The sequence below is a fragment of the Streptomyces sp. NPDC000345 genome (genome assembly GCF_042898825.1).
GTDB lineage: Bacteria > Actinomycetota > Actinomycetes > Streptomycetales > Streptomycetaceae > Streptomyces.
Genome location: NZ_JBIAZE010000013.1, coordinates 52,967 through 79,228, shown reverse-complemented (window position 1 = coordinate 79,228; position 26,262 = coordinate 52,967). Strand labels below are relative to the sequence as shown.

Here is a 26,262-nt window from a genome sequence, read left to right as displayed (position 1 = left end):
GCCCCCGGTCGCCCGGCCGACCGGGCCCGACCACCGGGACCATTGGTCCCGGTCGCGGCCGGGAGGATGGGGCCGGAGGGCGGTCCGGGAGGGACCGCCGGCCCCAGGTGCGGCGAGGTCCGCGCCCCCTAGCGTTCCTGGGCATGGAGAACGATCAGAACGCACGGCGCCGGACGCCGCGGTCCGGTGAGGGCTGGCCGCTGGCCGCCCGCAGGTTGCTGACCCGCCGTGAGGTGTCGGCCGACGGACGCGCCGTGTTCGGCGAGGGTGACCCCCGGTGGGAGGGCTTCTACCGGGACCGCTGGGCCCACGACAAGGTGGTGCGCTCCACGCACGGCGTGAACTGCACGGGCTCCTGCTCGTGGATGGTGTACGTCAAGGACGGCATCATCACCTGGGAGCACCAGGCCACCGACTACCCGTCGATCGGCACCGACTGTCCCGAGTACGAGCCGCGCGGCTGCCCGCGCGGTGCCTCGTTCTCCTGGTACACGTACTCTCCGAGCCGGGTCCGCTACCCGTATGTGCGCGGCGCGCTGCTGAAGCTGTGGCGCGAGGCGCGGCGTCGGCTCGGTGACCCGGTGGCGGCCTGGGCCGAGATCACCGGCGATCCGGCCAAGGCCCGTGCCTACAAGCGGGCCCGGGGCAAGGGCGGCCTGGTGCGGGCCGACTGGGACGAGGTGAGCGAGCTGATCGCGGCCGCCCAGGTGCACACCGTCAAGGCCTACGGTCCCGACCGTGTCGCCGGGTTCTCCCCGATCCCGGCCATGTCCATGGCCTCCTTCGCGGCGGGTGCCCGCTTCACCTCGCTGATCGGCGGCACCCTGCTGTCCTTCTACGACTGGTACGCCGACCTGCCGATCGCCTCGCCGCAGGTCTTCGGCGACCAGACCGACGTGCCGGAGGCGGCGGACTGGTGGAACGCGGGCTATCTGATCATGTGGGGGTCCAACATCCCCGTGACCCGCACCCCTGACGCGCACTTCCTCACCGAGACCCGCTACAACGGCACCAAGATCGTGGCGGTCAGCCCCGACTACGCCGACAACGTCAAGCACGCGGACGAATGGCTGGCTCCGCACCCGGGCACGGACGGCGCGCTGGCGATGGCCATGGGCCACGTCATCCTGCGCGAGTTCCTCGTCGACCGTGAAGTGCCCTATTTCCGGGACTACTTGAGCAAGTTCACCGACGCGCCCTTCCTGATCACCCTGCGGGAGGGTGCCCACGGCCTCGTCCCGGGCGGGTTCCTGACCGCCGCCGACCTCGGCCGTGCCGGGGAGAACGCGGAGACCGGGGAGAACGCGGAGTTCAAGACAGTCCTTCTGGACCGGGCCACCGGTGAACCGGTGGTCCCCGGCGGCTCGCTCGGCTTCCGGTGGGGGGAGGCCGGGCGAGGCCGCTGGAATCTCGACCTGGGCGAGGTGGAGCCCGAACTGAGCCTGCTGGAGCGGGCCGAGGAGACGGTGCCCGTCGCGCTGCCCCGATTCGACGAGGGCGCCACGGAGGGCGGCTCGGTCATGGTGCGCGGCGTGCCCGTCCGCCGGATCGGCGGGCACCTCGTCACCACGGTCTTCGACCTGATGCTGGCGCAGTACGGCGTGCGGCGGCCGGGCCTCCCGGGTACCTGGCCGTCGTCGTACGAGGACGCCTCCGAGCCGTACACCCCGGCCTGGCAGGAGACGGTCACCTCCGTGCCGGCCGAGCAGGCGGCGCGGATCGCGCGGGAGTTCGCCCGCAACGCCGAGCGCACCAACGGCCGTTCCATGATCGCCCTCGGTGCCGGGACCAACCACTGGTTCCACTCCGACACCATCTACCGCGCCTTCCTGGCGCTGCTCACGATGACCGGCTGCCAGGGCGTCAACGGCGGCGGCTGGGCGCACTACGTCGGCCAGGAGAAGGTCCGCCCGGTCACCGGGCAGCAGCACCTGTCCTTCGCCTTCGACTGGCAGCGGCCCACCCGGCACATGGCGGGCACCTCCTACTGGTACCTGAACTCCGACCAGTGGCGCTACGAGGCCTTCGGTCCCGACGAGCTGGCGTCACCGCTCGGCGAGGGACGGTTCCGGGGCAAGGGGTTCGCCGACTGTCTGGCGCAGGCCGTGCGGCTGGGCTGGACGCCCGGTCACCCCGGCTTCAACCGCAACCCCCTCGACCTCACGGACGAGGCCGCGGCCGCCGGCCGGCCGGTCGCCGAGCACATCGTCGAGGAGCTGAAGTCGGGGCGGCTGCGGTTCGCCGCCGAGGACCCCGACGACCCGGCCAACTTCCCGCGGGTGCTGACCGTCTGGCGTGCCAACCTGCTCGGCTCGTCCGGCAAGGGCAACGAGTACTTCCTGCGGCACCTGCTGGGCACCGACGCGGCGGTCCGCTCCGAGGAGACCCCGCCCGAGGCGCGTCCCAAGGACGTGGTGTGGCGGGACGAGGCACCCGAGGGCAAGCTCGACCTGCTGGTCACGATGGACTTCCGGATGACCTCCACCGGGCTGCTCTCCGACGTCGTCCTGCCGGCCGCGACCTGGTACGAGAAGGACGACCTGTCCAGCACGGACATGCACCCCTTCGTGCACGCCTTCACCCCCGCCATCGCCCCGCCCTGGCAGGCCCGCACCGACTACGACGCGTTCCTCACGATCGCCGACCGGTTCAGCGAGCTGGGCGCCGAGCACCTCGGCACCCGCACGGACGTCCTCGCGGTGCCGCTGCTGCACGACACCCCCGACGAACTCGCCCAGCCCGGCGGGGTGGTGCGGGACTGGAAGACCGGCGAGTGCGAGCCGGTTCCGGGGCGGACGATGCCGAAGCTGGTCACGATCGAACGGGACTACGGCGCGATCGCGCAGAAGATGCGTGCCGTCGGCCCGCTGCTGGACACACTGGGCACCACCACGAAGGGCGTCACCGTCCACCCGGACAAGGAGCTGGACGACCTGCGGCACCGCAACGGCACCGTCCGCGACGGGGTCGCCGCCGGCCGGCCCTCGCTCGCCACCGCGAGTGACATGTGCGAGGCGATCCTCGCCCTGTCCGGCACCACCAACGGCCGTCTGGCCACCGAGGGTTTCCGCGAGCTGGAGCGGCGGACCGGCAGCGAGGGGCTGGTGGAGCTCGCCGCCGAACGGGAGGCGGAGCGGATCACCTTCGCCGACACGCGCACCCAGCCGCGCGCGGTGATGACCTCGTACGAGTGGTCCGGTTCGGAGACCGGCGGGCGCCGCTACTCGCCGTTCGTCATCAACGTGGAGCACCGCAAGCCATGGCACACGCTCACCGGCCGCCAGCACTTCTTCGTGCAGCACGACTGGATGACCGAGCTCGGTGAACAACTCCCGGTGTACCGGCCGCCGTTGAACACACCCAGGCACTACGGCGACGAGCACCTGCACGAGGGCGGCCGGGCCGAGGTCACGGTCCGCTATCTGACCCCGCACTCCAAGTGGTCCATCCACTCGAACTACCAGGACAACAAGTACATGCTCGACCTGTCCCGCGGCGGTCCGACGATCTGGATGTCCACGGCCGACGCCGAGAAGATCGGTGTGAAGGACAACGAGTGGATCGAGGCGTACAACCGCAACGGCGTCGTCGCCGCCCGGGCCGTCGTCACCCACCGTATGCCCGAGGGCACGGTGTACATGTACCACGCCCAGGACCGCAACGTGAACGTGCCGAAGACCGAGGTCAGCGGAAAGCGCGGCGGCATCCACAACTCCCTCACCCGGCTGCTGCTCAAGCCCACCCATCTCGCGGGCGGCTACGCCCAGTTCACCTACGCCTTCAACTACTACGGCCCGACCGGCAACCAGCGCGACGAGGTCACGGTCATCCGCCGTCGCGCGCAGGAAGTGGAGTACTGAGATGCGTGTGATGGCCCAGATCGCGATGGTCATGAACCTCGACAAGTGCATCGGCTGCCACACCTGCTCCGTCACCTGCAAGCAGACGTGGACCAACCGGACGGGCGTCGAGTACGCCTGGTTCAACAACGTCGAGACCAAGCCCGGTGTCGGCTACCCCCGCCGCTACGAGGACCAGGAGCGCTGGAAGGGCGGCTGGATGCTCGACAAGCGCGGACGGCTGGTCCTGCGCTCCGGCGGGCGCGTCAAGCGGCTGCTGTCGCTGTTCTCCAACCCCGACCTGCCGGGCATCGAGGACTACTACGAGCCGGTGACGTACGACTACGACAACCTCGTCAACGCCCCGGCCGGCCCGGACATGCCCGTCGCCCGCCCCCGCTCCGTCCTCACCGGCAAGCCCACCGCCATCACCTGGGGCGCCAACTGGGAGGACGGCCTCGGCGGCGCGCCCGAGAACGCGGGCGGCGACCCCAACCTGACCGGTGAGTGGGCCGAGAAGGTGAAGTTCGAGTTCGAGCAGACCTTCCTCTTCCACCTGCCCCGGCTGTGCGAGCACTGCCTCAACCCGGCCTGTGTGTCGGCGTGTCCGTCCGGCGCGATGTACAAGCGGGTCGAGGACGGCATCGTCCTCGTCGACCAGGACCGCTGCCGGGGCTGGCGGATGTGCGTGACGGCGTGCCCGTACAAGAAGGTGTACGTCAACCACGCCACCGGCAAGGCCGAGAAGTGCACCTTCTGCTTCCCGCGCATCGAGGCGGGCCAGCCCACCGTCTGCTCCGAGACCTGCGTCGGCCGGCTGCGCTACCTCGGCCTGCTGCTGTACGACGCCGACCGCGTCGGCGAGGCGGCCGCCACCCCGGACGAGCGCGACCTGCTCGACGCCCAGCGCGGGGTGTTCCTCGACCCGCACGACCCGCAGGTGCGCGCGGCGGCACGGGAGTCGGGCATCCCCGAGGACTGGCTGGACGCCGCCCGCCGCTCCCCCGTGTACGACCTGGTCTCCCGGTACAAGGTGGCGCTGCCGCTGCACCCGGAGTACCGCACCCTGCCCATGGTCTGGTACGTCCCGCCGCTCTCGCCCGTCCTCGACGCCGTCGACGCCGCGGGAGGCGACCAGGACGACCCCGACCATGTCTTCGCCGCCGTCACCCGGCTGCGCATCCCGCTGGAGTACCTGGCGGAGCTGTTCACCGCCGGGGACACCGACGTCGTCGCCGGGGTACTGATGAAGCTCACCGCGCTGCGCTCGTACATGCGCGAACGCACCCTCGGCGAAACCGGCGACGAGGCGGTGCTCAAGGCGGTGGGACTCACCGTCCGTGAGGCGGAGGACATGCACCGGCTGCTCGCCGTCGCCAAGTACGCCGACCGCTATGTCGTCCCGGCCGCGCACAAGGAGGACGCGGCAGCGCTCACCGCGATGGAGAACCGCTGCCCCGTGGAGTCCGCCGGGGAACCGTCCGACCGCAAGGTGATGCTCGGCATCCCCACGCTGCGCCGCAACACCGCCGGAGGCCACTCGTGAGTCCGCTGCCCGCCCCCAGCACCGAACGCCCGGGGGGACCCCCGTCGATTCCCGCACTCGTGCGCGCCCGCGTCCGGGCCGCCGTACGCCGTCCGTCCCGCCTCACCCCCGAGGAGAGCGAGGCACGCGTCCTGCTGCTGCGGATGTGCTCGCTGCTGCTGCAGTACCCGGACGCCGAACTCACCGCCGCCCGGCCGGAGCTGGCGGCCGCGATCGAGGCGCTGCCGCCCTCGCCCGCCGCCGGACACCTCACCTCTTTCGCCGCCTGGCTCACCGCCCAGGACACCGACACGCTCGAACGGCACTACGTCGAGATGTTCGACCTGCGCCGCAAGAGCAGCCTCTACCTCACCTACTACCTGCACGGCGACACCCGCCGGCGGGGCATGGCCCTGCTCACCCTGAACCAGCGCTACCGGGCCGCCGGCTGGGACACCGACGGCAGCGAACTGCCCGACCACCTCCCGGTCGTCCTGGAGTTCGCCGCTCTCGCGGGCCCGGGCGGCGGCGAGGCGCCGCTGCGCCAGCACCGGCGCGGACTGGAACTCATCCACCGCGCCCTGACCGACGCCGACTCCCCCTACCGGCATGTGCTCGCCGCCCTGCTCACCCTGCTGCCGCCGCCCACCGAGGCGGACCGTGCGGCGGTGGCCCGGCTCGTCGCCGAGGGCCCGCCCAACGAGGAGGTCGGTCTCGACCCGTACGGGACCTACGGGGACGGCGAGTTCGCGCCGCCGGGCACCTTCGTGCCCCCGATGGCCGCCCCGCCGACCCGAGTGCCCCCCGCCCCGACCAGCCGTACGGAAGGCCCCCGATGAACGCCGCAGCCCTCCCCCTCGCGGCCGCCTCCACGAGCGGCGCCGACCTCCTGCTGTGGGTCGCCGTCCCCTACATCTGTCTCGCCGTGTTCGCCGTCGGGCACGTCTGGCGCTACCGCCAGGACCAGTTCGGCTGGACCTCGCGCACCACCCAGCTCCTCGAACACCGCTGGCTGCGCTGGGGCAGCCCGCTGTTCCACCTGGGCGCCTTCATGGTGATCGCCGGGCACGTGGTGGGCCTCGCGGTGCCCGCCTCGTGGACGGAGGCCGCGGGGATCTCCGAGCACGCCTACCACACCACGGCCGTCTGGGCGGGCTCGGTGGCCGGCGTCGCGATGGTCTCCGGGCTGGGCATGCTGTGCGCCCGCCGTCTGCTGACCCGCCAGATCCGCCTCGGCACCGACCGCAGCGACAAGCTGCTCTTCCCGCTGCTGTCCGCCACCGTCCTGCTGGGCATCACCGCCACCGCCGCCCACAACGTCTTCGGCCCCGGCTACGACTACCGTTCCACCGTCTCCGTCTGGTTCCGCGGTCTGTTCGTCCTGCAGCCGCGGCCCGAGGCGATCGCCGACGCACCCCTGCTGTTCCAGCTCCACGCCCTGACCGCCTGCCTCCTCTTCGCGGCCTGGCCGTTCACCCGGCTGGTGCACGTGTGGAGCGTCCCGGTCGGCTACCTCGCCCGGCCCTACCTGGTCTATCGCAGGCGGCCCGCGGCGGCCGCCGCCCCGACGGGGCCGCGCCGGCCCGGGCGCCCTGCCTCGGGCTCCCGGCGAGCCGCGTGAGCCACGGCCCTGCCGGGCGGGACGTCCCGCCCGGCAGGGCTCCGCTTGAGTCCTGGGCTCAGTTCTCCTTCTGCTGGAGCCGGTCCTGGGCCTGGGTCGCGATGACCGCGGCCTGGATGCGGCGTTCCACCCCCAGCTTGGCCAGCAGCCGGGAGATGTGGTTCTTCACCGTCTTCTCCGCCAGGTACAGCCGCTGCCCGATCTGCCGGTTGGTCAGTCCCTCGCCGATCAGGGCCAGGATCTCCCGCTCCCGGTCCGTCAGACCCGGCAGGGCGTCCGGCTCGGGCTCGGGCTCCTGGCCCTGCCGCAGGCGGGCCATCAGCCGGGCGGTGGCACTGGGGTCGAGCAGCGACTGCCCGGCGGCGACGGTACGGACCGCGGACACCAGGTCCGAGCCCTGGATCTGCTTCAGCACATAACCCGAGGCGCCGGCCATGATCGAGTCGAGCAGGGCCTCCTCGTCGTCGAACGAGGTCAGCATCAGGCAGGCCAGCTCCGGCATCTGGGAGCGCAGCTCCCGGCAGACGGTCACCCCGTCGCCGTCCGGCAGCCGGACGTCGAGCACCGCCACCTGCGGGCGCAGCGCGGGAACGCGCACGAGGGCCTGCGCCACCGTGCCCGCCTCTCCGACGACCGTGATGTCCGGCTCGTCGTTCAGCAGGTCGCGCACCCCCCGCCGTACGACCTCGTGGTCGTCCATGAGGAACACCCGGATCGGGTTGTCGGATCCTGAGCGCTCGCCGTCCGCCATGTGGGGACTCCTTCTACTTTGCCGTCTTCTCTGTGCCGTCCGAGCTGTCGCGACCGGATCGCACCCACTGGGCGTCACCGGTTGCCGCTCACCGCCGATCCTGCGTGATCGCGAGCCAAAGGGCCAGGGCCGACCATATTCTCCACCCCGGCTCCCGGGCCCCGCCCCGCCTCCCACGGCTCCCGGTCCCCGGTCCCCGATCCCCGGACCAGCCGGTCCGCCCGGTCCCCGATCCGCCAGGTCCAGATCCCGGTCCGAACCGTCCCCGATCCGAACCGGTCCCGGTCCCCCGCTCCGCCCGGTCCGCCATGTCCGCGCCCCGTCCCCCGGCCCCCCAGTCCGACCGGTCCTCCCCGGCACACGATCGCCCGATCCCGGTCCCGGTCCCCGGGTCCGCCCGGTACCAGTCCGCCCCGGGTCCGCCCGGTACCAGTCCCCCGGGTCCGCCCGGTACCGGTCCGTCATGTCCCGACCTCGATTCGCCGTGCCCCGGTCCCCGGATGCCCGGTCCGACCGGCCCTCCGATCCCCGACCCGCCCGGTCCCGACCCGCCCGGTCCCGGTCCGCCCCGTGGGGCGGCCGTCCGGTCGTCGGCGTCCGCGGCGGCGTCGGGCTCGTGGCACTCGGGCGGCGGTGTCGCCGGTGCGCTGGGAGATCACGTCCGGGAGCATGTCGGGTGATAATGCTCGCCGTCCCCTTCGCCGTCCTGGGGGCCGCCGGCAACGCCGTGGGCACGGCGTTGCAGCGCAAGGCCGCCTCCACGGTGGCGCGTGGCGGCGGCATCCGCCTGCTGCTCGCCCTCGCGCGGCGGCCCGCCTGGGCGATCGGCATCGCCGGTGTGGCGGGCGCGGCGGTGTGCCAGGCCCTGGCCCTGGTCAACGGACCCATGGCGCTGGTCCAGCCCCTGTTCGTTCTGGAGCTGCCGTTTGCCCTGCTCGTCGCCGTGCCGCTGATGCACCACGGACTGTCGGCCGACGGCCGACGGCCGGCGGGCGGTCGCGGTGGTGCCGGCCGGACTCGCGCTGCTCCCTCGGCGGCTCCTTCCGGGACCCGGGTCCAGGCCCCGATGGACCGGTGAGTTCCGGTCCTGGCGCTGAGCCTGGGTGCGATGGCCACGGCCGTCGTCCTCGCGCGCTCCTCGTCCTCGCCGCTGCTGCGCGCCGCCACCCTGGCGGCGGCCGCCGCGGTCGGCAACGCGCTGACCGCCGCGCTGACGAAGTCGGCCACGGGACGCCTCGCCGACGCCGGGCTGCCCGCCTTCCTCACCACCTGGCAGACCTACGGGCTCGCGCTCACCGGCGTCGCGTCGCTCCTGCTGCTGGAGAACGCGCTCCAGGCCGGCCCACTGGCCGCCTCGCAGCCCGCGCTGACCATCGGTGACGCGTCGGTGAGCCTCGTGCTGGGGGTCGCGCTGTTCGAGGAGAGCGTCCGCACGGGCTGGTGGCTGCCGCCCGAGGCGATCGGGGCGCTTCTGATCCTGGGGGCGTGCTCCGGCTGACCCGCGTGGTGCCCCATCTCGTCGACGTCGTGCGATGAGGCCGGCTCAGACGGCGACGAGGTCGGCCCACCGCGTGACGCCGCCGGAGTGGACGCGCCTGCCGTGGCGGGCGGCGAGCGCCTGGACGATCAGCTCACCCCGGCCGTGCTCGTCGGGGTCGATGCCCGGGCGTGACTGGCCGGGCACGAGCGCGGGTCCCGCGTCGGTGACCTCGACCCGCAGAGTGCCCCGGCCGTCGCCCCAGGCCCAGGACAGCCGCAGCTCCGCCGGGGGCAGGGCGTGGACGATCGCGTTGGTGAGCAGCTCCGACACCACCAGGAGCGAGTCGTCGACGATGTCCTCGGACACCTTCCAGTCGGCGAGGACCGCCCCGACGCGTCGGCGTACGGCTGCGACGGCCCCGGGGACGGGCGGCAGCGGACACACGTGTTCCACTGTCTCCCGTGGCAGTATGCCGAGCTGTACCGCCATCTTCTCTCCTCCGGTGAATGCTGTCGGCCGATGCCGGGCCGCGGCGCGAATGCCGGACCTCGAAGCACGTTAGGGAGCGCGGGGGTGCGGGTCAACGAATCGTGGTCGGCATTACCGAACGCGTCGCGCCCGGGAGTGATCGCAGGTCAGGGCCCACATGGAGCGAACCCCCCGCAGCGGTAATAGGCTCGCCTCATGACCGGCCCGGTCCAGTCGATCGAACGGGCGGCGGCGATCCTGCGTCTGCTCGCCGGAGGACCCCGCCGTCTCGGGCTCGGCGAGGTGGCGGCCTCGCTGGGGCTGGCGAAGGGCACCGCCCACGGCATCCTGCGCACACTCCAGCACGTGGACTTCGTGGAGCAGGACGCGGCCACCGGAAAATACCAGCTCGGGGCGGCCCTGCTGCATCTCGGCACCAGCTACCTCGACGTCAACGAGCTGCGCTCGCGGTCCATCAACTGGGCCGACGCCCTGGCCGCCCGCAGCGGGGAGGCGGTCCGTCTGGGCACCCCGCTGGAGGGCAAGGTCCTCGTCGTGCACCACGTGTTCCGGCCGGACGACACGTTCCAGACCCTCGAGGTCGGTTCCCTGCTGCCGTTGCACGCCTCCTCGCTCGGCAAGGTTCTGCTCGCCTTCGGCACGGCGCCCGTCGAGTCGGCCCTGGAGTCGGGGCTGGAGGCGTACACCCGGCACACCCTGGTCGACCGGCACCAGCTCGGCCGGGCGCTGGCCGAGGTCCGGGAGCGCGGGTGGGCCGGCGAGGTCCAGGAGATGAGCATGGGGGAGGCGGGGGTCGCCTCACCGATCCGCGGCCACGGCGGCCTGGTGGTCGGCGCGATCGGCCTGTCCGGCCAGATCGAGCGGATCTGCGACAGCAAGGGCCATCCCCGGTCGACCCTGGTCAACCTGCTGCGCGAGGCCGCACGGGCGATCTCCAGAGACCTGGGCGCGGCCCGCTGGTGACCCCGCCCCGCTCGAGACGTCGGAAGGAGACGCGATCATGGTCGAACGGTATGTGATGTCCATCGACCAGGGCACCAACTCCACCCGATGCATTCTCTTCGACCACCACGGACGGCTGGTGTCGGTCGCCCAGCGGGAGCACCAACAGCACTTCCCGCGGCCCGGCTGGGTCGAGCACGACGCGGTCGAGATCTGGCGCAACCTGCGGCGCATCGTGCCCGAGGCGCTCTTTGGTGCCGGTGTCGGCGCGGAGGAGATCGCCGCGATCGGCATCGCCAACCAGCGGGAGACGACGGTGCTCTGGGACCGGCGCACGGGCGCTCCCCTGGGCCGGGCGATCGTGTGGCAGGACACCCGCACGGAACCGCTCGTCACGGCGCTCAGGGCGGACCCCGGCGAGGAGTTCTTCCTCGAGCGGTGCGGCCTGCCCCCGTCGACCTACTTCTCGGCCCTGCGGATCCGCTGGCTGTTCGACCAGGTCGCCGGTCTCCGGCAGCGCGCCGAGGGCGGCGAGGTGCTGTGCGGCACGATGGAGAGCTGGCTGATCTGGAACCTGACCGGGGGCCCGGACGGCGGGCTGCACATCACCGATGCCACCAACGCAAGCCGCACCATGCTGATGAACATCCGCACCCTCACCTGGGACGAGGAGCTGCTGGAGTTCTTCGGGGTGCCGCGTCCCATGCTGCCCGAGATCAGGTCCTCCGCCGAGCACTACGGTGCCGCCCGCTCGGTCCTCCCGGGCGTCCGCATCACCGCCGCCCTCGGTGACCAGCAGGCCGCGCTGTTCGGCCAGACGTGCTTCTCCCCCGGCGACGCGAAGTGCACGTACGGGACGGGCAGCTTCCTGCTGCTCAACACGGGGGCCGATGTCGTGCGGTCCCGGCACGGCCTTCTCACCACCGTCGCCTACAAGATCGGGGACCAGGCACCGGTCTACGCCCTGGAGGGCTCGATCGCCGTCACCGGCTCGCTGGTGCAGTGGTTCCGTGACCGTCTGGGGCTGATCAGCAGCGCGCCGGAGATCGAGACGCTCGCCCGGACGGTCGAGGACAACGGCGGGTGCTACATCGTGCCCGCCTTCTCCGGTCTGTTCGCACCGCACTGGCGCAGCGACGCGCGCGGCGTCATGGTCGGCCTCACCTCGTACATCACCAAGGGGCATCTGGCCCGCGCCGTCCTGGAGGCCACCGGCTGGCAGACGCGGGAGGTCGTCGACGCCATGAACGCCGACTCGTCGGTGGCCCTGAAGCAGCTGAAGGTGGACGGGGGCATGACGGCGGACAACCTGCTCATGCAGTTCGTCGCCGATGTCCTCGACGTGCCGGTGGTGCGGCCCATGGTCGCCGAGACGGTCTCCCTGGGCGCCGCGTACGCCGCCGGGCTCGCCTCGGGCTACTGGCCCGACCTGGAGGTCCTGCGCCGCAACTGGCACCGGGCGGCCCAGTGGCTGCCGGACATGGACCCCGAGCGGCGGGAGTCGGAGTACACCAACTGGCAGCGGGCCGTCGAGCGCTCCCTGGGGTGGGTCACCCCGCCGAGGCCGCCGTGAGCCCGCGCGGCGAAGGGCCGGCGGGGTCGTCGGGCCGTCGCCGCGGTTCCGTACGGCTCCGTGCGCCCGGACGCGGCTTCGAGCGGACGCCGGGACCGCACCCTCCTATCGTGGAGAGGCACACCGAGGCGCGGCGCGAGGCAGACGGGCAGGACATGAGGAACCCGCAGATCGACTACGAGGCGGTCTTCCGGGCCCTGCCCGGCATGGTGGCGCTGCTCACCCCCGCCCTGGAGTACGCGGACGCCAACGACGACTTCCTGCGGCTGACCCGGCGCACCAGGGAGCAGCTGCTGGGCCGCTACATCTTCGACGTCTTCCCGGAGAACCCGCACGACCCGGCCGCGGCCGGCATGCGGGAGACCGAGGCCTCGATGCTCCGCACGGTGGCCACCGGCGAGCGCGACACGATGGCGCTGGTCCGGTACGACATCGAGGACCCGGACCGTCCCGGCCACTGGCAGGAGCACTTCTGGAGCCCGGTCAACGCGCCCGTCCTCGGCCCCGACGGCCAGGTGGCCCTGATCGTGCACCGGGTGGAGGAGATCACCCCACTCATCCGCGCCTTCGGCAGCCGGGACGACGACAGCCGGGCCCGCGTCCTGGAGGCCGAGCTGTACACCCGCGCCCGGGAACTGCAGGAGGTCAACGACCGGCTGCGCCGGGCGCACGCCCACGAACGCGAGGTCGCCCTGTCCCTGCAGGCGGCGATGCTGCCCGCGCCGGACCTGGACGGTCAGCACGCGGCGGCCGTGCGCTACCGGCCCGCCATCGGCGCGCTGAACGTGTGCGGCGACTGGTACGACCTCGCCGACCTGCCCGGCGGGAACCTCGCCGTCGCGGTCGGCGACGTCGTCGGCCACGGCCTCGCCGCCGCCGGCGTCATGGGGCAGCTGCGCAGCGCGCTGAGCGCGGCCTGCCGTGTCGCCGACGGTCCCGCCCGGGCCCTGGACGCCCTCGGCCTGTACGCCCGCTCCGTCGCGGGCGCGGAGTCGACCACCGTGCTGGCGACCTTCATCGACTGGGACGACCGCACCATCACCTACAGCAGCGCCGGCCACCCGCCTCCGGCCCTGCTGCACCCGGACGGCACCGTCGCCTTCCTCGACCAGGCCACCGACCCGCCCCTCGCGGCCCGCCCCGAGCATCTCCCGCGGCCCCAGGCCCGCACCACCTTCACCGAGGGCGCCACCCTCGTGCTGTACACCGACGGCCTGATCGAGCGCCGGGGCGAGGACATCGACACCGGTCTGGACCGCCTCGCCTCGTCCCTCGCCCGCCACGGGAAGTCCGGCCCCGAGCCGCTGGCCGACGCCCTCCTCACCGACCTGCTGCCGCCCACCGGCAACACCGACGACACCGCTCTGATCGCCCTCCGGCTCTGACCCGTCGCCGCCGCCGTCAGCGCAGGGCCCCCTTGGTGGCGTCGGCGATGAACCCGCGGGCGAAGAAGGTGAACACCAGCACCAGCGGGACGACCGACAGCAGCACGCCGGACATCACCATGCTGTAGTCGGTGGAGTGGCCGGCGTACAGCTGCGCCAGCGCCACCTGGAGGGTGCGGCGGTCGGGGTCGACCAGCATCACCAACGGCAGGATGTAGTCGTTCCAGGCGGCGATGAAGGTGTAGATGCCGAGGAACGCCAGGGCCGGACGGACGCAGGGCAGCACCACGTGCCAGTACAGCCGGAAGAACCCGGCGCCCTCGATGCGGGCGGCGTCGAGCAACTCGTCGGGGACGCCGGTGGTGGTGTACTGGCGCATCCAGAAGATGCCGAAGGCGTTGGCGGCGGCGGGCACGACGAGCGCCTTGAGGGTGCCCAGCCAGCCCAGCTGCACCATGATCTCGTGCTGGGGGATGATCGCCAGCTGGGTCGGCAGGATGTACATCGACAGCAGCACGCCGAAGAGGAACTTCTTGGCGGGGAAGTCGTACTTGGCGAAGGCGAAGGCGGCCAGCGAGTCGAAGAACAGCACCAGCACGGTCGTACAGACCGCGACGGTCACCGTGTTGAGCAGGGATCCGTGGGGCGAGTCAGGCCACGATCCGCCGTGACCTCGCGCAGCTGGAGGACGAGGGCCTGCTCAAACGGGTCTACGGCGGCGCCGCCCCCGTCCTGGGCGAGGACGACCCGTTCGCCGATGTGGCCGGAGTCCGCGTGGAGGCCAAGGACGCCCTGGCCGCCTGGTGCGCGGACCTCGTCAGGGACGGCGAGACCGTGCTGCTCGACATCGGCACCACGGCCCACCGGGTGGCCCGCCGGCTGCACGGCCGGTCCCTCACCGTGATCACCAGCAACCTGGCCGTCTACGAGGAGCTCCAGGACGACAAGGACGTCCGGCTGATCCCGCTCGGCGGCGTGGTCCGGCGCGACTACCGTTCGCTGGTCGGCTTCCTCACCGAGGACAACCTGCGCCAGGTCCATGCCGACCGGCTCTTCCTCGGCACCAGCGGGGTCCGCCCCGACGGGCAGGTGCTGGACACCACCGCCGTCGAGGTGCCCGTCAAACGGGCGATGATCGCCGCCAGCGCCCAGGTGGTCCTGGTCGCGGACGCGGGCAAGTTCCCCGGCACGGGCATGGCCCGGGTGTGCGGCCCCGAGGACCTGGACGTCGTGGTGACCAACGCACCCGGCGACGAGAAGACGTGCGGCCGGCTCCGCGAGGCGGGGGTGGAGGTGGTCGAGGTAGGAGGCTGACGATCCTGGCGGCGCGCTCCTTCGGGGTCCCGCCGGTCCACCGGGCACTGCCGCGCCACCGCGGCGAAGGACGCGCCACCGACGTGCACGGGTCCGGTGCGGTCGGTGAAGGCCGTGGAACGCGCGGTCGTGCGGGCCGCCACGACCGGCGAGGGCGTCCCCACACACGGCGTCAGGACGCGCGGGACAGCGCGCGGGCAGGGCTCGCCCCGACGCGGATGGTGGGCGAGCCCTGCCCACCCGGTCGATTCTCGGGGGCGTGGCGGCGTGTGCCCACGGGTGCGCCGGCGCCGACCGTGGTGAACGGCGCGCACGCCGCGCGCTGCGCGCACACCCCGTACGAATGTCCCCGCGCGACGCGTGACGGCCCGCGCGGTGGGGAAGGCGCACCTGAACCGGGTACGACCCGCCCCCACGGGCAGGGTCTCCCCCGGCCCCGCGTGATCAAGCACACCTCGCGGCGCGCGATACTGGCCTTCGCATACCACCTCCGCCCTCCTTCACGAACGGACTCATGCTCATCTCCGCCACCGCCCCGCCCTCCACGCCCTCCACGGTCTGGCTCGGCCGTGGCCGCCACACCGGCCCCGCCGCGCCGGACGTGCTGCGCACACACCTCCAGGCGCTCAAGGACAGCGGGACCCTCCATAACTTCAGGGAGCTGCCCGACGCCGAGACCGCCGAGGGCGAATCGGCCTTCGAGGCCCGCTGGCAGGTGCCCGAGGACGTGACCGTGCGTGCCCGGCTGAAGCTGTCGGAGTGGTCGGGCCGGGGGCAGGAGTGGACGCTGGTGGCGGAGGCGGAGCGGCCCTGGGACCCGCGGTGGCCGTCGCCCGCCGAGATGTTCTGGCCGTGGGAGACGGACAGCGCGTGGGGCCATGAGACCGTGACCGGCCTCAGGTTCCTGGACGTCAACCCGCTGCCGGCCGACGACAAGGATCTGCGCCGCACGCTCCGGGGAGCCCTGCGCGACACCTGGACCATCGATGTCGTGGTCCACGAGGCCATGACTCCGGACGAGCGGGGCCGGCGTTCCCTGGTCCCCCTGCTGCCGCCGGGCCTGCACCACCGGGTGGTGGAGCACCGGGCGGCGCCGCACCAGCTGCGCACGGTGAACTGGGCCCTCAAGGACTTCGGGGCCGAGGTGCCGCGCGGCGGCGCGCTGGTGCTGCCCGGCAGCCCCGCCCCGGACGGCTACGCCGCGGCTGACTTCTCCGTGCGCAGCGTGTTCCTGGACGGGTCGCATCCCACCGAGGTGCTGGACGCGGTACGGCGGTACGCCGCGCTGCCCGCACAGCTGCCGGAGGGCGGCGACGCCGCGCTCACCCTGCTCCGGGAGAAGTGGCAGCTGCTGACCCTGGAGGAGGAACTGGCCCGGGAACGCGATCTGGTCGCCATGTACAAGGAGGCCCTGGAGGCGATGACGCAGTCCCGGGACCTGTACCGGGAGGCGGCCGAGCAGGCCCACGAGGCGCTGGCCGCCTACCGCGAGGCGGCGGCGGAGGCCGGTGAGCCGCAGCGGCAGCAGCCGGCGAGGAAGAGCGGCTCGCCCTTCCAGCAGCTGGGCCGGACCCTGGAGCGGCTCAAGGAGACCACGATGGGTCTGCGCCCGGCGGCGGCGACGGAGCACCCACGGGACGAGAACAGGGACCCGGGCCCGGGCGACGGCGTGGCGGCGACCGACCGCTAGCCGATGGCGGGCACCTCCTGGGAGTGAGCGGCGCGCGAGGCCCGTACGACTCTCCGCCCGGCCGACGGGCCGTCAGGGACCTTTTCCTAAGCAGGCTTTGGGTGGCCGAGCGGAGACGGCCGGTACGGCGGACGCGGCCAGGCCCTTCCCACCGGCGGCCGCCCGCACGGCGGACGCGATCGACGGCGCACCGCCGGGGCCGTGCGCAGCCCGAGGACCGCATCCGGTCACCGGCCCGGTCACTGACCCGGCGTCAGCCGCCGTGGCCGCCCCCGGCGCGGGATGTGACCAAAGTTACACTCCGCCACCGAACAGGAAACCGACGCGCTCGCCCGCCCCTCGGCGAACGGCCGGAAACCGCCTCCCCCGTTGAGGTAATCCTGCGGGAAACGGGGAATTCGGGAACCGAAATCGGGGAAATCGAAAACAAGGGCAGCGCGCCGCGCGACGGACCCCGGAGGGAGGGCCCGTGGACACGACCACCACGCTCGTCACGGTCGCCGCGATACTGGCCGCCGCCCTCCTGGCGTGCGCCGCAGCGGTCCTCGTGCGGCTCATAAGGGCACGTCGGGACCTCAGACGCGCCGGCCTCCCCACCGGCTCGCGCTGGGTGTTCTGGGGTGCGGTCCTGTACTTCGTGCTCCCGGCCGACCTACTGCCCGACCCGGTCTACCTCGACGACATCGGCGTTCTGCTGCTCGCCCTGCGCTCCCTGCGTCGCGCCCCCGAGCGCGCGGGGATCCCAACCGACCGTGCCTGAAGACGTTTTCACCTCCCGCTCGGCCCATCTCCCCTGCTCCGCGCCCTGTTCGGGTCCCGACTCGCCGATGATCACGGAGAGTAAGGAAACCAACCACCCGTTCGATTCGTATAAGTGACTGAAGGTCGCACCACAGAGCGGGCCCGAGTGACGTCGCACAGCGGCACCGCTTGATCGAGGCAGTACCGACGAGGGAGAGAACATGCAACCGTTCGCGCTCAACTACGCACGCCCTGCGGCGGAGTTGGAGTTCGCAACTCCGTACGCCTATGACCCCGGACTGCAGTTGAACGTACTCCTCGACGGCCGTGTCGCCGCTCGTGACCACGCCCTGCTCAGAGAACTGGGGACCACCACCTCCACCGCGGGTTCCAAGACCCACTTCGACGACTGAGCACGGGCCGCGCAAGATGACCGTGCTCATCCTGACCTGCGAAGAGGACGTCACGGCGGACATGGTGGTCGTGCACCTGAACGCCGCCGGCGTCCCGGTCGTCCGGTTCGACCCGGCCGATCTGACCAGCACCGTCGCCCTTTCCGGCGAGTACGTCCACGGTGCCTTCCGGGGCCATCTGTCCTCGGCGGGCCGGCTGGTGAGCCTGGACGGACTGCGGTCCGTGTGGGTCCGCCGGCCGGGCTCCGCCGCGGCGCGGGCGGCCGAGCCGTCCGCATGGCTCACGGAAGAGGCCTCGCAGGCGCTCTACGGCATGCTCCGGAGCACCGGAGCGCGCTGGATGAACCATCCGGACGCGTCCCGGCGCGCCCGGCACAAGCCGTGGCAACTGCGGCTCGCCCAGCGCAGCGGGCTGCCCGTACCCGCCACCCTCATCACGACCTTCCCGCAGGCCGCGCGGGACTTCGCGGAGCGCTACCCGGACCTGGTGGTCAAGCCGGTGTCCGGGGCTCATCCGCAGGACCCGCCCCGTGCGGTGCCCACCACCCGGGTCCCGCCCGGTGCCGACTTCGCGGCCGTCGCCTACGGTCCGACCCTGCTGCAGCGCAGGATCGCCAAGCGGGCGGACATCCGGCTGACCGCGGTGGGCGAGAGGATCCTGGCGGCCCGCAAGGACACGGCTCCGGGCGCCGACCCCGACGTGGTGGACGTACGGTTCGCGCCGGCCGGCACGCCGTGGCGCCCCGCCGACGTCCCGCCGCGCCTCGCCGAGGCCGTGCGGACGTATCTGCGCGAGGCGGAACTGGCCTACGGCGCCTTCGACTTCGCGGAGGACTCGGACGGGACCTGGTGGTTCCTGGAGTGCAACCAGTCGGGGCAGTTCGGCTTCGTGGAGGTGGACACCGGTCAGCCGATCGCCCGCACCATCGCGGAGTGGCTGGCCGGCCCGGCCCCGAAGTCCGGCCCCCGGCAGGCCGACTGCTGCGGCTCGGCGGCCTCCTGAGGCGGAGCGGCGCGGCCGGACCCTGCGGGGGCCCCGGCCACGCCGGTGACCGCTCAGACGGCGAGCGACAGCCCCCTGCCGGTCGCCTCGGTGCGGGACTCGAGCAGGGCGTCCGCCGCGGCGAGCGCCTCCTGGACGTCGGACGTGCCCATCAGCACACAGAGCGTGTAGGTCACGTCACGCAGCTCCCGGGCCGTCTCCGGCCGCTCCTGCTCAGCCTGAGCGATCCTCAGCGTCGCGTACCGGGTCAGCAACGTCCTGGCGACCTTCGGGTCCGGAACGATCACGAGCGCCCCTCTCTACGGTTGTTGCGCTGCGTGTGCCCGGACCTGGGCGAATCATGCGCATGGAGCACACGGCTCACCCTTTGGGGGCACGATCGCGCCACGCGGGTTCGTGCCGTACGTAACGCGGCCGCGCACGCGGAGTCACGCGAGCCCCTCCTTCGGCGTCCACGCCACCCGTCACGGTCCCCTCCTTCCGCGTCACGTTCCGCGTCACGCCACCTGTCCGGCGTGCGGGTCCGCGCAGGCACCGCCGCGGCGCAGGAGCTCGTCGTGACTTCCAGGGGGCGGCAAGTGCCTTCTCCTCCGTTCCCCGGGAAGTGCACCCGCTCCCGTCAGGAGCGGCTCGCGAGGTACGTAGCCCTGGAGGCGGGGCCGGACGCGGCAGGCCTGGGACACCGCCGGGGCCCGGCAGGCGCTGGGACAGGGGTTGGCCTACGGGGGCGTACCCGAGGCGGGGGACGGGCGGGGCAGGCGGTGGGGGCCCTCGGCGGAACATGCGCCCGGGGTGGGCGCCGCGCCGGTGGACGGGGGCGCCGGGCCGGGATCGGGGGTGGTGGCCGGGGCGCCGGGGCCGGGATCGGGGGTGGTGGCCGGGGCGCCGGGGCCGGGATCGGGGGTGGTGACCGGGGGGCGCGGCTGTGCCCGGTGGGGGGTTCAGTGGGTTCGTAGGCCTCGGGCGGTCAGGGCGAGGGTGATCTCCACCAGGTCGGTGGGGCGGGAGAGGGAACGGCCGGTCAGCTGCTCGTAGCGGCGCAGGCGGTTGAGGACGGTGTTGCGGTGGCAGTACAGCCGCTCCCCCGCCCGCTGGGCGGAACCGTCGCAGGCCAGCCAGGTGGCCAGGGTGTCCAGCAGCACGGCCTCGTCGGCGGGTTCCAGCGCGCCGAGCAGACCGAGCGCCCGGTCGACGAGGGCCGCGCCCAGTTCCGGGGCGGAGACCACCAGGGCGGCCGGCAGGTGTTCGGTGAGCCGGATGGTGCCGCCGCTCTGCGGGCACATGGCCAGCGCGGTGTCCGCGAGCCGCCGCGCGTCGCCCACCGCGGCCAGGCCCGACACGGACGTGCTGACCCCGGCGCGGGCGCTGCCGGCGACGTCGCCGCCGGCCGTTGCGGGCCCGAGGCCGTCGGCGTCCCGGTCGCCCCCGGCGTCCACCGCGGCGGCGTCGGCGTCGCCGAGCAGGACGATGCCGTAGTCGACCTCCACGCCCGTGTGCCAGTACACGCGCAGGCCCCGGGTGAGAGCGGCGCGCGCCCCCGCCGCGTCCGAGGGGCAGCCGCCCGTCACCGCCACCACCGCGTAGCGGCCCCTCTCGGGAAGGTCGAGCGCGTGCGCGGTCTCCGGCAGGTCGGCGATACGGCTGGTGCCGTCGAGGAGGGCGGCGGCCAGCAGCCGCTGCCGGTTCTCGCGCCGCCACGCCAGTTGCCGCTCGACCTGCCGGTAGGCGTCCGCGACGAGGGTGCAGTGCTCGTCGACGAAGTTCCACACGTCGGCGGCGACGTGCACGAGCAGGCGTACGTCCTCCGGCGCGGAGCGGGAGGTCTCCTCGACCAGGCCCTGCCAGACCAGCGAGCCGCCCAGCCGGAACGCGTGCAGCAGCGCGTCCAGCGGCAGCCCCTGCTCCGCCCGGGCGGCGCCGATCTTCCACGAGCACCGACGGGCCGCGTCCCGGCTGCCGCGCGGGTCGAGCAGCGAGGAGACGCTGTGCCGCAGCGAGCGGTGCACCTCCTGCCAGGTCGCGGCCGGGTCGTCGGCCATGGCCGCGCGGTAGGCGGGTTCCTCGTCCTGGAGCGCGGCGACCAGCCGGTCGGTGAGACCGGGCAGGTCCGCCAGGAGGGTCCGGGTGGCGCGGTGCAGGACCTGGAGGGCGTCGGCGTCGATCAGCGACCGCACTCGCCGCGGACGCGGCCGCCTCCCGATCGTCGCGGGCGCGGGCGGCGGGGCCGGCGCGGGCCGGAACGCGGTTCGTGTCCGTGCGGCGCGCTGCATCCCGGTCCTCCTCCGGCTCGGTGTCCTGCGTCCCACTCGCCCTGTCCCGCAGGATGACATACCGCCCGGTCGGTCCCTAGAGGTCTGCAGCGGTTCTTTTCCGTCTGATCAGCGCTCTCCCCTGCCCGGCCCACCCGACTGCTCGACCATCCGCACCAGTTCCACCCGCGAGCGCACGCCCAGCGCGGCGAAGACTTTCCGCAGGTGGTAGTCGACCGTGCGGGTGCTGACGGACAGGGTGAGGGCGACCTCCCGGTTGGTGGCTCCCTCCGCGACGCACCGGGCGATCCGCTGCTGCTGCGGGGTCAGTCCGGACAGTCCCGCGGTCCGGGTCGCGCCGCCCGGGGACACCCCGTTGGCGCGCAGCTCGGCGCGGGCCTGCTCCGCCCAGGCGCGGGCGCCGCAGCGCTCGAACCCCATCAGGGCCGAGCCGAGACGGTCGCGTGCCTCGCGCAGCCGGCGCCTGCGCCGCAGCCACTTGCCGTGCAGCAGGGCGGTGCGGGCGCGCTCGAAGGCACCGCCCGCCACGTCGTGCAGGGCGAGCGCCGACCGGTACAGGGCGTCGGCCCGGTCCGCCGGGGCCAGCAGGGCACGGCAGCGCAGCAACTGGGCGGGCGCCTGGGGGTCGACGCCCAGATCCGCCCACCGGGCGAAGTCCTCGACGGCCGCGGCGGCGCCCTCGTCCCCGCCCACCGACACGGCGGCCTCCACGAAGCACGGTACGGCGAACATCCACACCGCGAAGTGCCCGCGGCCCGGGCCCCGGCCCACCAGGGGGCCGAGCCGGTCCGCGGCCTCCCGGGGGCGTCCGCGCGCCAGGTCGGCGCGGGCCGCCGCCCACTCGGCGAGGGTCGCCGCCTGGGCCAGGCCGTGCCGCCGTGCGGTGGTCAGCGCGGCCGTCGCGTGGGCTTCGACCTCCTCGGGATCGCCCTCGATCGAGGCGGCCAGGGCGAGCAGGGCCCGGTGGTGGGCGGCCGCGTTGCGCTGTCCGGTCCGGTGCGCGGCCCGCAGCCCCTCCTCGGCGTGGATACGGGCCACCGCGTGCCGTCCGGCGCGCAGTTCGGCGTAGGCGAGGTACTCGCGGGCCCGGGCCAGGGCCGAGACGGTGCCGTTCTCGCGGGCGGCCGCCAGGGCCCGCGCCCCCGCCCGGCGGGCGCCGCCGAGGTCGCCGAGCAGCAGCGCACAGGCCGCCGCCCGCAGGAGCCGCTCCGGCTCGTCACTCCCCTCCGCCTCCACCACCTGCCGCCCCAGAGCCCACCCGGCCCGACCGTGATCGCCTTCGAGCAACGCCAGCACACCGATGCGGTAGTCACTCGCGCGGGGGGCGTGCTCGCCGGTGGTGGTGCCGGGGGCCGAGCCGGTGACCGAGGGCGGGACGGCGGCCACAGCGCCCGGGGCCGCGACCACGACGCCCGGGGATGAGGCGGCGCCCGGGACGGCAGCCGCCGCGCCCGGCCCGACGGCGGCACCGGAGGACAAGGCACCACCGGACCCGGCACCCACCCCACCCGAAGGCAGGACACCACCCGCCCCGGCGCACACGGCATCAGGGACAACGGCACCGGAAGGCACCGCAGCGCCCGGGGCCGCGACCACGACGCCCGGGGGCAGGGCGGGGCCCGGGGGCAGGGCGGGGCCCGGGGGCAGGGCGGCGCCCGGGGGCAGGGCGGCGCCCGGGACCGCGGCCGCCGCACCCGGCCCGACGGCGGCGCCGGGGGACGACACGCCACGCCTCTCGGCGACCATCGCGCCCGAAGGCAGGGCAGCAGCCGGACCGGCATCCCCTGCGCCCGGTGCGGTTGCGGGGCTGAGGGGCGGGGCGGTATCCGGCCCGGCCACCTCCGCGCGGACGGGCGGGGCGGCATTCTCCCCGGCCGTCTCGGTGCCCTCGGGGGCGGCGGCGCCGGGGGACGAGGCGGTGTCCGGCGCGGCCATCGACTCGCCCGGGGGCGGGGTGGCGCCCGGCTCCGTGGCGACGGCGCCGGAAAGCGGGGCGGTACCCCGGCGGGCGGCCGTGGCGTCCGGGGCGGTGGCCGCGTCGTGAGGCCGTGTGGCACTTCGCTGGGCAGGCATCGCGCCGGGGGTGAGGACGGCCGCGGGGGCCGGGGGTGGGGCAGGACGCGGCGTGGCTGTCGTCGTGGTCGGGGCGTTGTGGCGCAGGGCTCGTAGGCAGCCCTGGGCGTCACCTGCTGTCCAGGCCGCGTCCGACGCGGCCAGGGCCGCTCGCTCGGCCTGCGCGGGGCGGGTGGCGGACAGCAGGTCGGCGGCGAGCAGGAGGGACGCCTGGGCCTCGTCGACCGGGCCGTCGTACAGGACCGTGATGCCGCGCAGCAGCTCGATGCGGCCCCGCAGCGCCGGGGACGGCGCGGGCCCGGCACTGTGCCGGGCCGCGTCGAGCAGGCCCAGGGCGCGGTGCGGGCGCCCGCCGAGCAGGGCCTGTTCGGCGGCCTCCGTGAAGCGCTCCGCGCGTAACTCGCCGCGCCCGGTCAGTCCGGCGGCCTGGGCGTACGCCGCGCAGCGCAGGCTTCTGGAGGGGGCGCCGGTCGGGTCGGCCGCGGCCCGGGCCAGTTCCGCCGCCGCCCCCGGCCACGGCGGGGCGGCGGATCGCGCCCGGTGCAGCAGCGTGCGCAGCGCCGGGCCGCCGTAGTCCGCCGCCTGGGCCTCGGCCAGCGCGCGGTGCGCCGCGCGACGCCCCGCGGGCCCCGCCTCCGCGTACACGGCGCGGCGCAGCAGGTCGCTGTGGAAGCCGACCCGGCCCTCGACCAGGCTGAGGACGTCGGGGAGCGTCTCCAGGCGGGGTTCACCGGCGCCGGGCGGCGGGCGGTCCGCCGGAAAGCGACCGTCCGCCAGGAGCCGTCCCGCGGCCCGCAGGGCGAGCGCCAGGTCGATCCGGGCGTCCTCGGGAGCGCGGTCCCGTAGGGCCGCAGCGACCGTCAACGGCAGGGCGCCCCGCCAGACGGGCGGCAGGCCGGCGCGAGGGTCGGCGAACAGACCGGTCAGGGCCTCGGCGTCGGCAAGGGGGCGCGTGAGCGGGCGCAGGCCGCGCAGTTCGGCCGGGGTCAGACGCCGGACCATGGCCAGCAGCAGGCCCGGGTTGCCCTCGGCCGCGTCCACGAGGCGGTCGCGCACGGCGAGGTCGACGGTGCGCTCCGTCGCCTCGTCCAGCAGGGCGGCGGCCTCCGCCGGGGACAGCGGTTCGATCCTGGTCACCGGCAGCCCTGCGAACTCCGGCGCGACCGGCCGGTACCCGGCCACGCTCAGCAGCAGACCGACGCGCCCTGTCCGGCACAGCCGGGCGGCGGCGTGCCCGAGCGCGGCCCGGGAGGCGCCGTCCCACCGGTGCGCGTCGTCGACACAGACCAGCAGCGGGGCACGGGCCGACGCCTCGTGCAGCGCGTCGAGGAGCACCGCACCGGGTGCGGGGGTGGGGGTGGGTGCGGGGGCGGGTCCTGTGGGGGGATGGCCTCGGCGCAGAGGTCCGGGGTGCGGCGGCGCGGCGGCGGCCGGATCGCCGACGGTCCTCGGCAGCGTGTCCAGCAGGGCGCGCAGACCTGCCAGGGGTACGGCGGGCACTCGCGCCGGGTCCGCCCGTACCAGGACCGCGGGCCCGGCGGTGAACGCGCGGGCCGCGCGCTCCAGGAACGCCGTGCGTCCACCGCCCGGTTCGGCGGTCACCACGCGTGCCCCGCCGGCCGGATGGGGCCTGCGGGGCGCGGGCTGGCGGGGCCGGGCGGGTGCGGCGGGCGTCTGTCCGGTCATTCCGCCGACGCTACGGAGGGGGGCCGAGCGGTGGAAGCCGGGTGTCCGAGCCGCCGTGACCCCGCGGGACCCCGGTCACCTGGGGGTTCGGGGGTGACCGGCGGGACGTGCCTTGTGCGGCTGCCCAACGGCGGCCGCCGCGCCGCGGGCACGGGCACAGCGGCCGCGCGCCCCGGCTCAGGAGGTGTGCGGGCAGTTGCCCCGGTACTCCTCGATGGTCGGGCCCGGCTGCGGCAGCGGGCACAGGAACTGCTCGTAGCGGGTGTCGTTGTCGATGAAGCGCTTCAGCCACGAAATGCTGTACTTCGCGATCGTCGTGTTCGACGAGTTCGGCGTGAAGTGGGTGGCGTTGTTCAGCTCCAGATAGGCGCGGTCCAGGGAGGACGGCAGCGTGGAGTAGAACGGCTCGGCGTGGGTGGCGACGGGGGCGATCGTGTCGCCGTCGGCGCCGAAGACCAGGGTGGGGGTCACCACCTCGGGCCAGGTCTTGTCGAGGTTCCAGGGCGTGAGCGGGATCGCGGCCTGCAGCGACGGCCGGCTCTTGGCGGCCTCCAGACTGCCGCCGCCGCCCATGGAGTGGCCCATGACGCCGAGCCGGCTGCCGTCGACCCGTGAGCGGACGGAACTCGACTGCGTGAGGTAGTCCAGGGCGGCGAGCAACTGCCGCCCGCGGGAGTCGGGCTGGTCCAGCGTGGTGAGCGTGTCGATGGTGAAGACGACGAAGCCCTGGGAGGCCAGTCGCGGTCCCAGCCAGGAGATGGAGGACTGGGTGCCGGTGTAGCCGGGCGACACGGTGATCGCTCCGAAGGTGCCGTCGGCGGTGCTGGTCGGGTAGTAGATCGTGCCGCCGCCGAACCCGGTGACGGACAGGGAGGAGACGGTGGTCTGCGAGACCGCGTAGGGGCCGCGCGCCGCCTCGATGCTCGCCTCGGTGGGCGCCGGGCCGCGCTCGTAGGGGTTGTCCGCGGCGTGCGCGCCGGGTCCGTCGAGGGTGAGACCCACGACGGCGGCGATCGTCGCCGCGGCGACGGCGAGCCGGCCGGGCCTGCGGTGGGGGGTACCGGTGGGCGCTTGCTTCAGCACGACGAGTCGTCCTCTCGGTCGGGCGGGCCGCCCGGCGGGACACGGCGCACGAGACCCCGTGCGAGCGGGTCCGGCAGGTGTTCCCGGGGGCGCCGCCGATGGGCTGGCGGTGCCACTGTCGGGGCCGGACCCGGACGCGGGGATCGGCAATGTCACCGGCTTCCGCACCCGACGGACTCGCGCCGTGCCCGGGGGAGGGACCCGGAGCGGTGGGCGGGGATGGGCGGGGAACGGATCGCCGCGCGGTCAGGCCGCCCGTCCTCACCGGGGAACGGACGCCGGATCATGCGAGCGCACGACACCGGCGGGGCGGGCGCGGCGTACGCCGTGCGCCGGGTGGGCACGGTAGCCGGGAAGCAGGGCAGGCCCCGCCGCCGGACCGAG

General features: G+C 74.1%; 17 protein-coding genes and 3 pseudogenes. 13 read left to right on the top strand and 7 right to left on the bottom strand.

What is annotated here, in order from left to right; genetic code table 11:
* Positions 1 to 143: 143 nt before the first annotated feature.
* From ACFY30_RS28290 to narI, 4 genes are read left to right on the top strand one after another with little or no spacing between them, the layout of a single operon-like run.
* Positions 144 to 3,860 carry a nitrate reductase subunit alpha gene (locus ACFY30_RS28290; protein WP_390847965.1) on the top strand — a complete coding sequence of 1,239 codons (3,717 nt, stop codon included), beginning with the start codon at positions 144 to 146 and terminating at the stop codon, positions 3,858 to 3,860.
* A 1-nt stretch (position 3,861) separates the two neighbouring features.
* On the top strand, positions 3,862 to 5,385 hold the full coding sequence (narH, locus tag ACFY30_RS28285) for a nitrate reductase subunit beta (protein ID WP_390847964.1): 1,524 nt from the start codon (positions 3,862 to 3,864) through the stop codon (positions 5,383 to 5,385).
* The gene (narJ, locus tag ACFY30_RS28280) at positions 5,382 to 6,203 is read left to right on the top strand and encodes a nitrate reductase molybdenum cofactor assembly chaperone (RefSeq protein ID WP_390847962.1); all 822 of its coding nucleotides are present in this window, start codon (positions 5,382 to 5,384) and stop codon (positions 6,201 to 6,203) included. The genes narH and narJ overlap by 4 nt, the downstream gene beginning before the upstream one ends.
* The gene (gene narI / locus ACFY30_RS28275) at positions 6,200 to 6,985 is read left to right on the top strand and encodes a respiratory nitrate reductase subunit gamma (protein WP_390847961.1); all 786 of its coding nucleotides are present in this window, start codon (positions 6,200 to 6,202) and stop codon (positions 6,983 to 6,985) included. Before narJ ends, narI begins: the two co-directional genes overlap by 4 nt.
* A 58-nt stretch (positions 6,986 to 7,043) precedes the next feature.
* Here the strand turns inward: narI and ACFY30_RS28270 are convergent, their stop codons facing one another.
* A complete protein-coding gene (locus ACFY30_RS28270) occupies positions 7,044 to 7,736 on the bottom strand; it encodes a response regulator (RefSeq protein ID WP_390656664.1) in 693 nt (230 codons plus the stop codon).
* 676 nt (positions 7,737 to 8,412) lie between these two features.
* Here ACFY30_RS28270 and ACFY30_RS28265 point away from each other — a divergent pair.
* Positions 8,413 to 9,272, top strand: a pseudogene (locus ACFY30_RS28265) (DMT family transporter).
* Between the two features lie 7 nt (positions 9,273 to 9,279).
* Here the strand turns inward: ACFY30_RS28265 and ACFY30_RS28260 are convergent.
* Positions 9,280 to 9,705: an ATP-binding protein gene (locus tag ACFY30_RS28260; protein ID WP_390847960.1), complete on the bottom strand. Its 426-nt coding sequence runs from the start codon at positions 9,703 to 9,705 to the stop codon at positions 9,280 to 9,282.
* Between the two features lie 195 nt (positions 9,706 to 9,900).
* Here ACFY30_RS28260 and ACFY30_RS28255 point away from each other — a divergent pair, with 195 nt between their 5' ends.
* The 3 genes from ACFY30_RS28255 to ACFY30_RS28245 all read left to right on the top strand — a co-directional run bounded on the left by ACFY30_RS28255 (position 9,901) and on the right by ACFY30_RS28245 (position 13,605).
* Positions 9,901 to 10,668, top strand: coding sequence for an IclR family transcriptional regulator (locus ACFY30_RS28255; RefSeq protein ID WP_390847959.1), 768 nt, complete (start codon positions 9,901 to 9,903; stop codon positions 10,666 to 10,668).
* Between the two features lie 37 nt (positions 10,669 to 10,705).
* On the top strand, positions 10,706 to 12,220 hold the full coding sequence (gene glpK, locus ACFY30_RS28250; RefSeq protein WP_390847958.1) for a glycerol kinase GlpK: 1,515 nt from the start codon (positions 10,706 to 10,708) through the stop codon (positions 12,218 to 12,220).
* 155 nt (positions 12,221 to 12,375) lie between these two features.
* Positions 12,376 to 13,605, top strand: coding sequence for a PP2C family protein-serine/threonine phosphatase (locus tag ACFY30_RS28245; protein WP_390848108.1), 1,230 nt, complete (start codon positions 12,376 to 12,378; stop codon positions 13,603 to 13,605).
* 16 nt (positions 13,606 to 13,621) lie between these two features.
* Here the strand turns inward: ACFY30_RS28245 and ACFY30_RS28240 are convergent.
* Positions 13,622 to 14,245, bottom strand: a pseudogene (locus ACFY30_RS28240) (carbohydrate ABC transporter permease); the annotation flags it as partial.
* A 2-nt stretch (positions 14,246 to 14,247) separates the two neighbouring features.
* Between ACFY30_RS28240 and ACFY30_RS28235 the strand changes: the two are divergent.
* The 5 genes and pseudogenes from ACFY30_RS28235 to tgmB all read left to right on the top strand — a co-directional run.
* A pseudogene (locus tag ACFY30_RS28235) lies at positions 14,248 to 14,919 on the top strand (DeoR/GlpR family DNA-binding transcription regulator); the annotation flags it as partial.
* A 514-nt stretch (positions 14,920 to 15,433) separates the two neighbouring features.
* Entirely contained in the window at positions 15,434 to 16,609 is a 1,176-nt protein-coding gene (locus ACFY30_RS28230; RefSeq protein ID WP_390847957.1) for a hypothetical protein, read from the top strand.
* A 469-nt stretch (positions 16,610 to 17,078) separates the two neighbouring features.
* Positions 17,079 to 17,369: a DUF1232 domain-containing protein gene (locus ACFY30_RS28225; RefSeq protein WP_390656658.1), complete on the top strand. Its 291-nt coding sequence runs from the start codon at positions 17,079 to 17,081 to the stop codon at positions 17,367 to 17,369.
* 202 nt (positions 17,370 to 17,571) lie between these two features.
* Positions 17,572 to 17,763 (top strand): putative ATP-grasp-modified RiPP, encoded by a 192-nt coding sequence (tgmA, locus tag ACFY30_RS28220; protein WP_055632657.1) that lies wholly within the window; start codon positions 17,572 to 17,574, stop codon positions 17,761 to 17,763.
* 16 nt (positions 17,764 to 17,779) lie between these two features.
* On the top strand, positions 17,780 to 18,766 hold the full coding sequence (gene tgmB, locus ACFY30_RS28215) for an ATP-grasp ribosomal peptide maturase (RefSeq protein ID WP_390847956.1): 987 nt from the start codon (positions 17,780 to 17,782) through the stop codon (positions 18,764 to 18,766).
* Between the two features lie 53 nt (positions 18,767 to 18,819).
* On the opposite strand, the gene ACFY30_RS28210 is transcribed toward tgmB, so the two are convergent.
* From ACFY30_RS28210 to ACFY30_RS28195, 4 genes are all read right to left on the bottom strand, one after another.
* Complete coding sequence (locus ACFY30_RS28210; protein WP_390847955.1) at positions 18,820 to 19,053, bottom strand: DUF5133 domain-containing protein; 234 nt, start codon at positions 19,051 to 19,053, stop codon at positions 18,820 to 18,822.
* A gap of 654 nt (positions 19,054 to 19,707) precedes the next feature.
* Entirely contained in the window at positions 19,708 to 21,036 is a 1,329-nt protein-coding gene (locus ACFY30_RS28205) for a PucR family transcriptional regulator (RefSeq protein WP_390847954.1), read from the bottom strand.
* Between the two features lie 108 nt (positions 21,037 to 21,144).
* A complete protein-coding gene (locus ACFY30_RS28200; RefSeq protein WP_390847953.1) occupies positions 21,145 to 24,795 on the bottom strand; it encodes a LuxR C-terminal-related transcriptional regulator in 3,651 nt (1,216 codons plus the stop codon).
* Between the two features lie 177 nt (positions 24,796 to 24,972).
* Complete coding sequence (locus ACFY30_RS28195) at positions 24,973 to 25,878, bottom strand: alpha/beta hydrolase (RefSeq protein ID WP_390847952.1); 906 nt, start codon at positions 25,876 to 25,878, stop codon at positions 24,973 to 24,975.
* Positions 25,879 to 26,262: the final 384 nt, after the last annotated feature.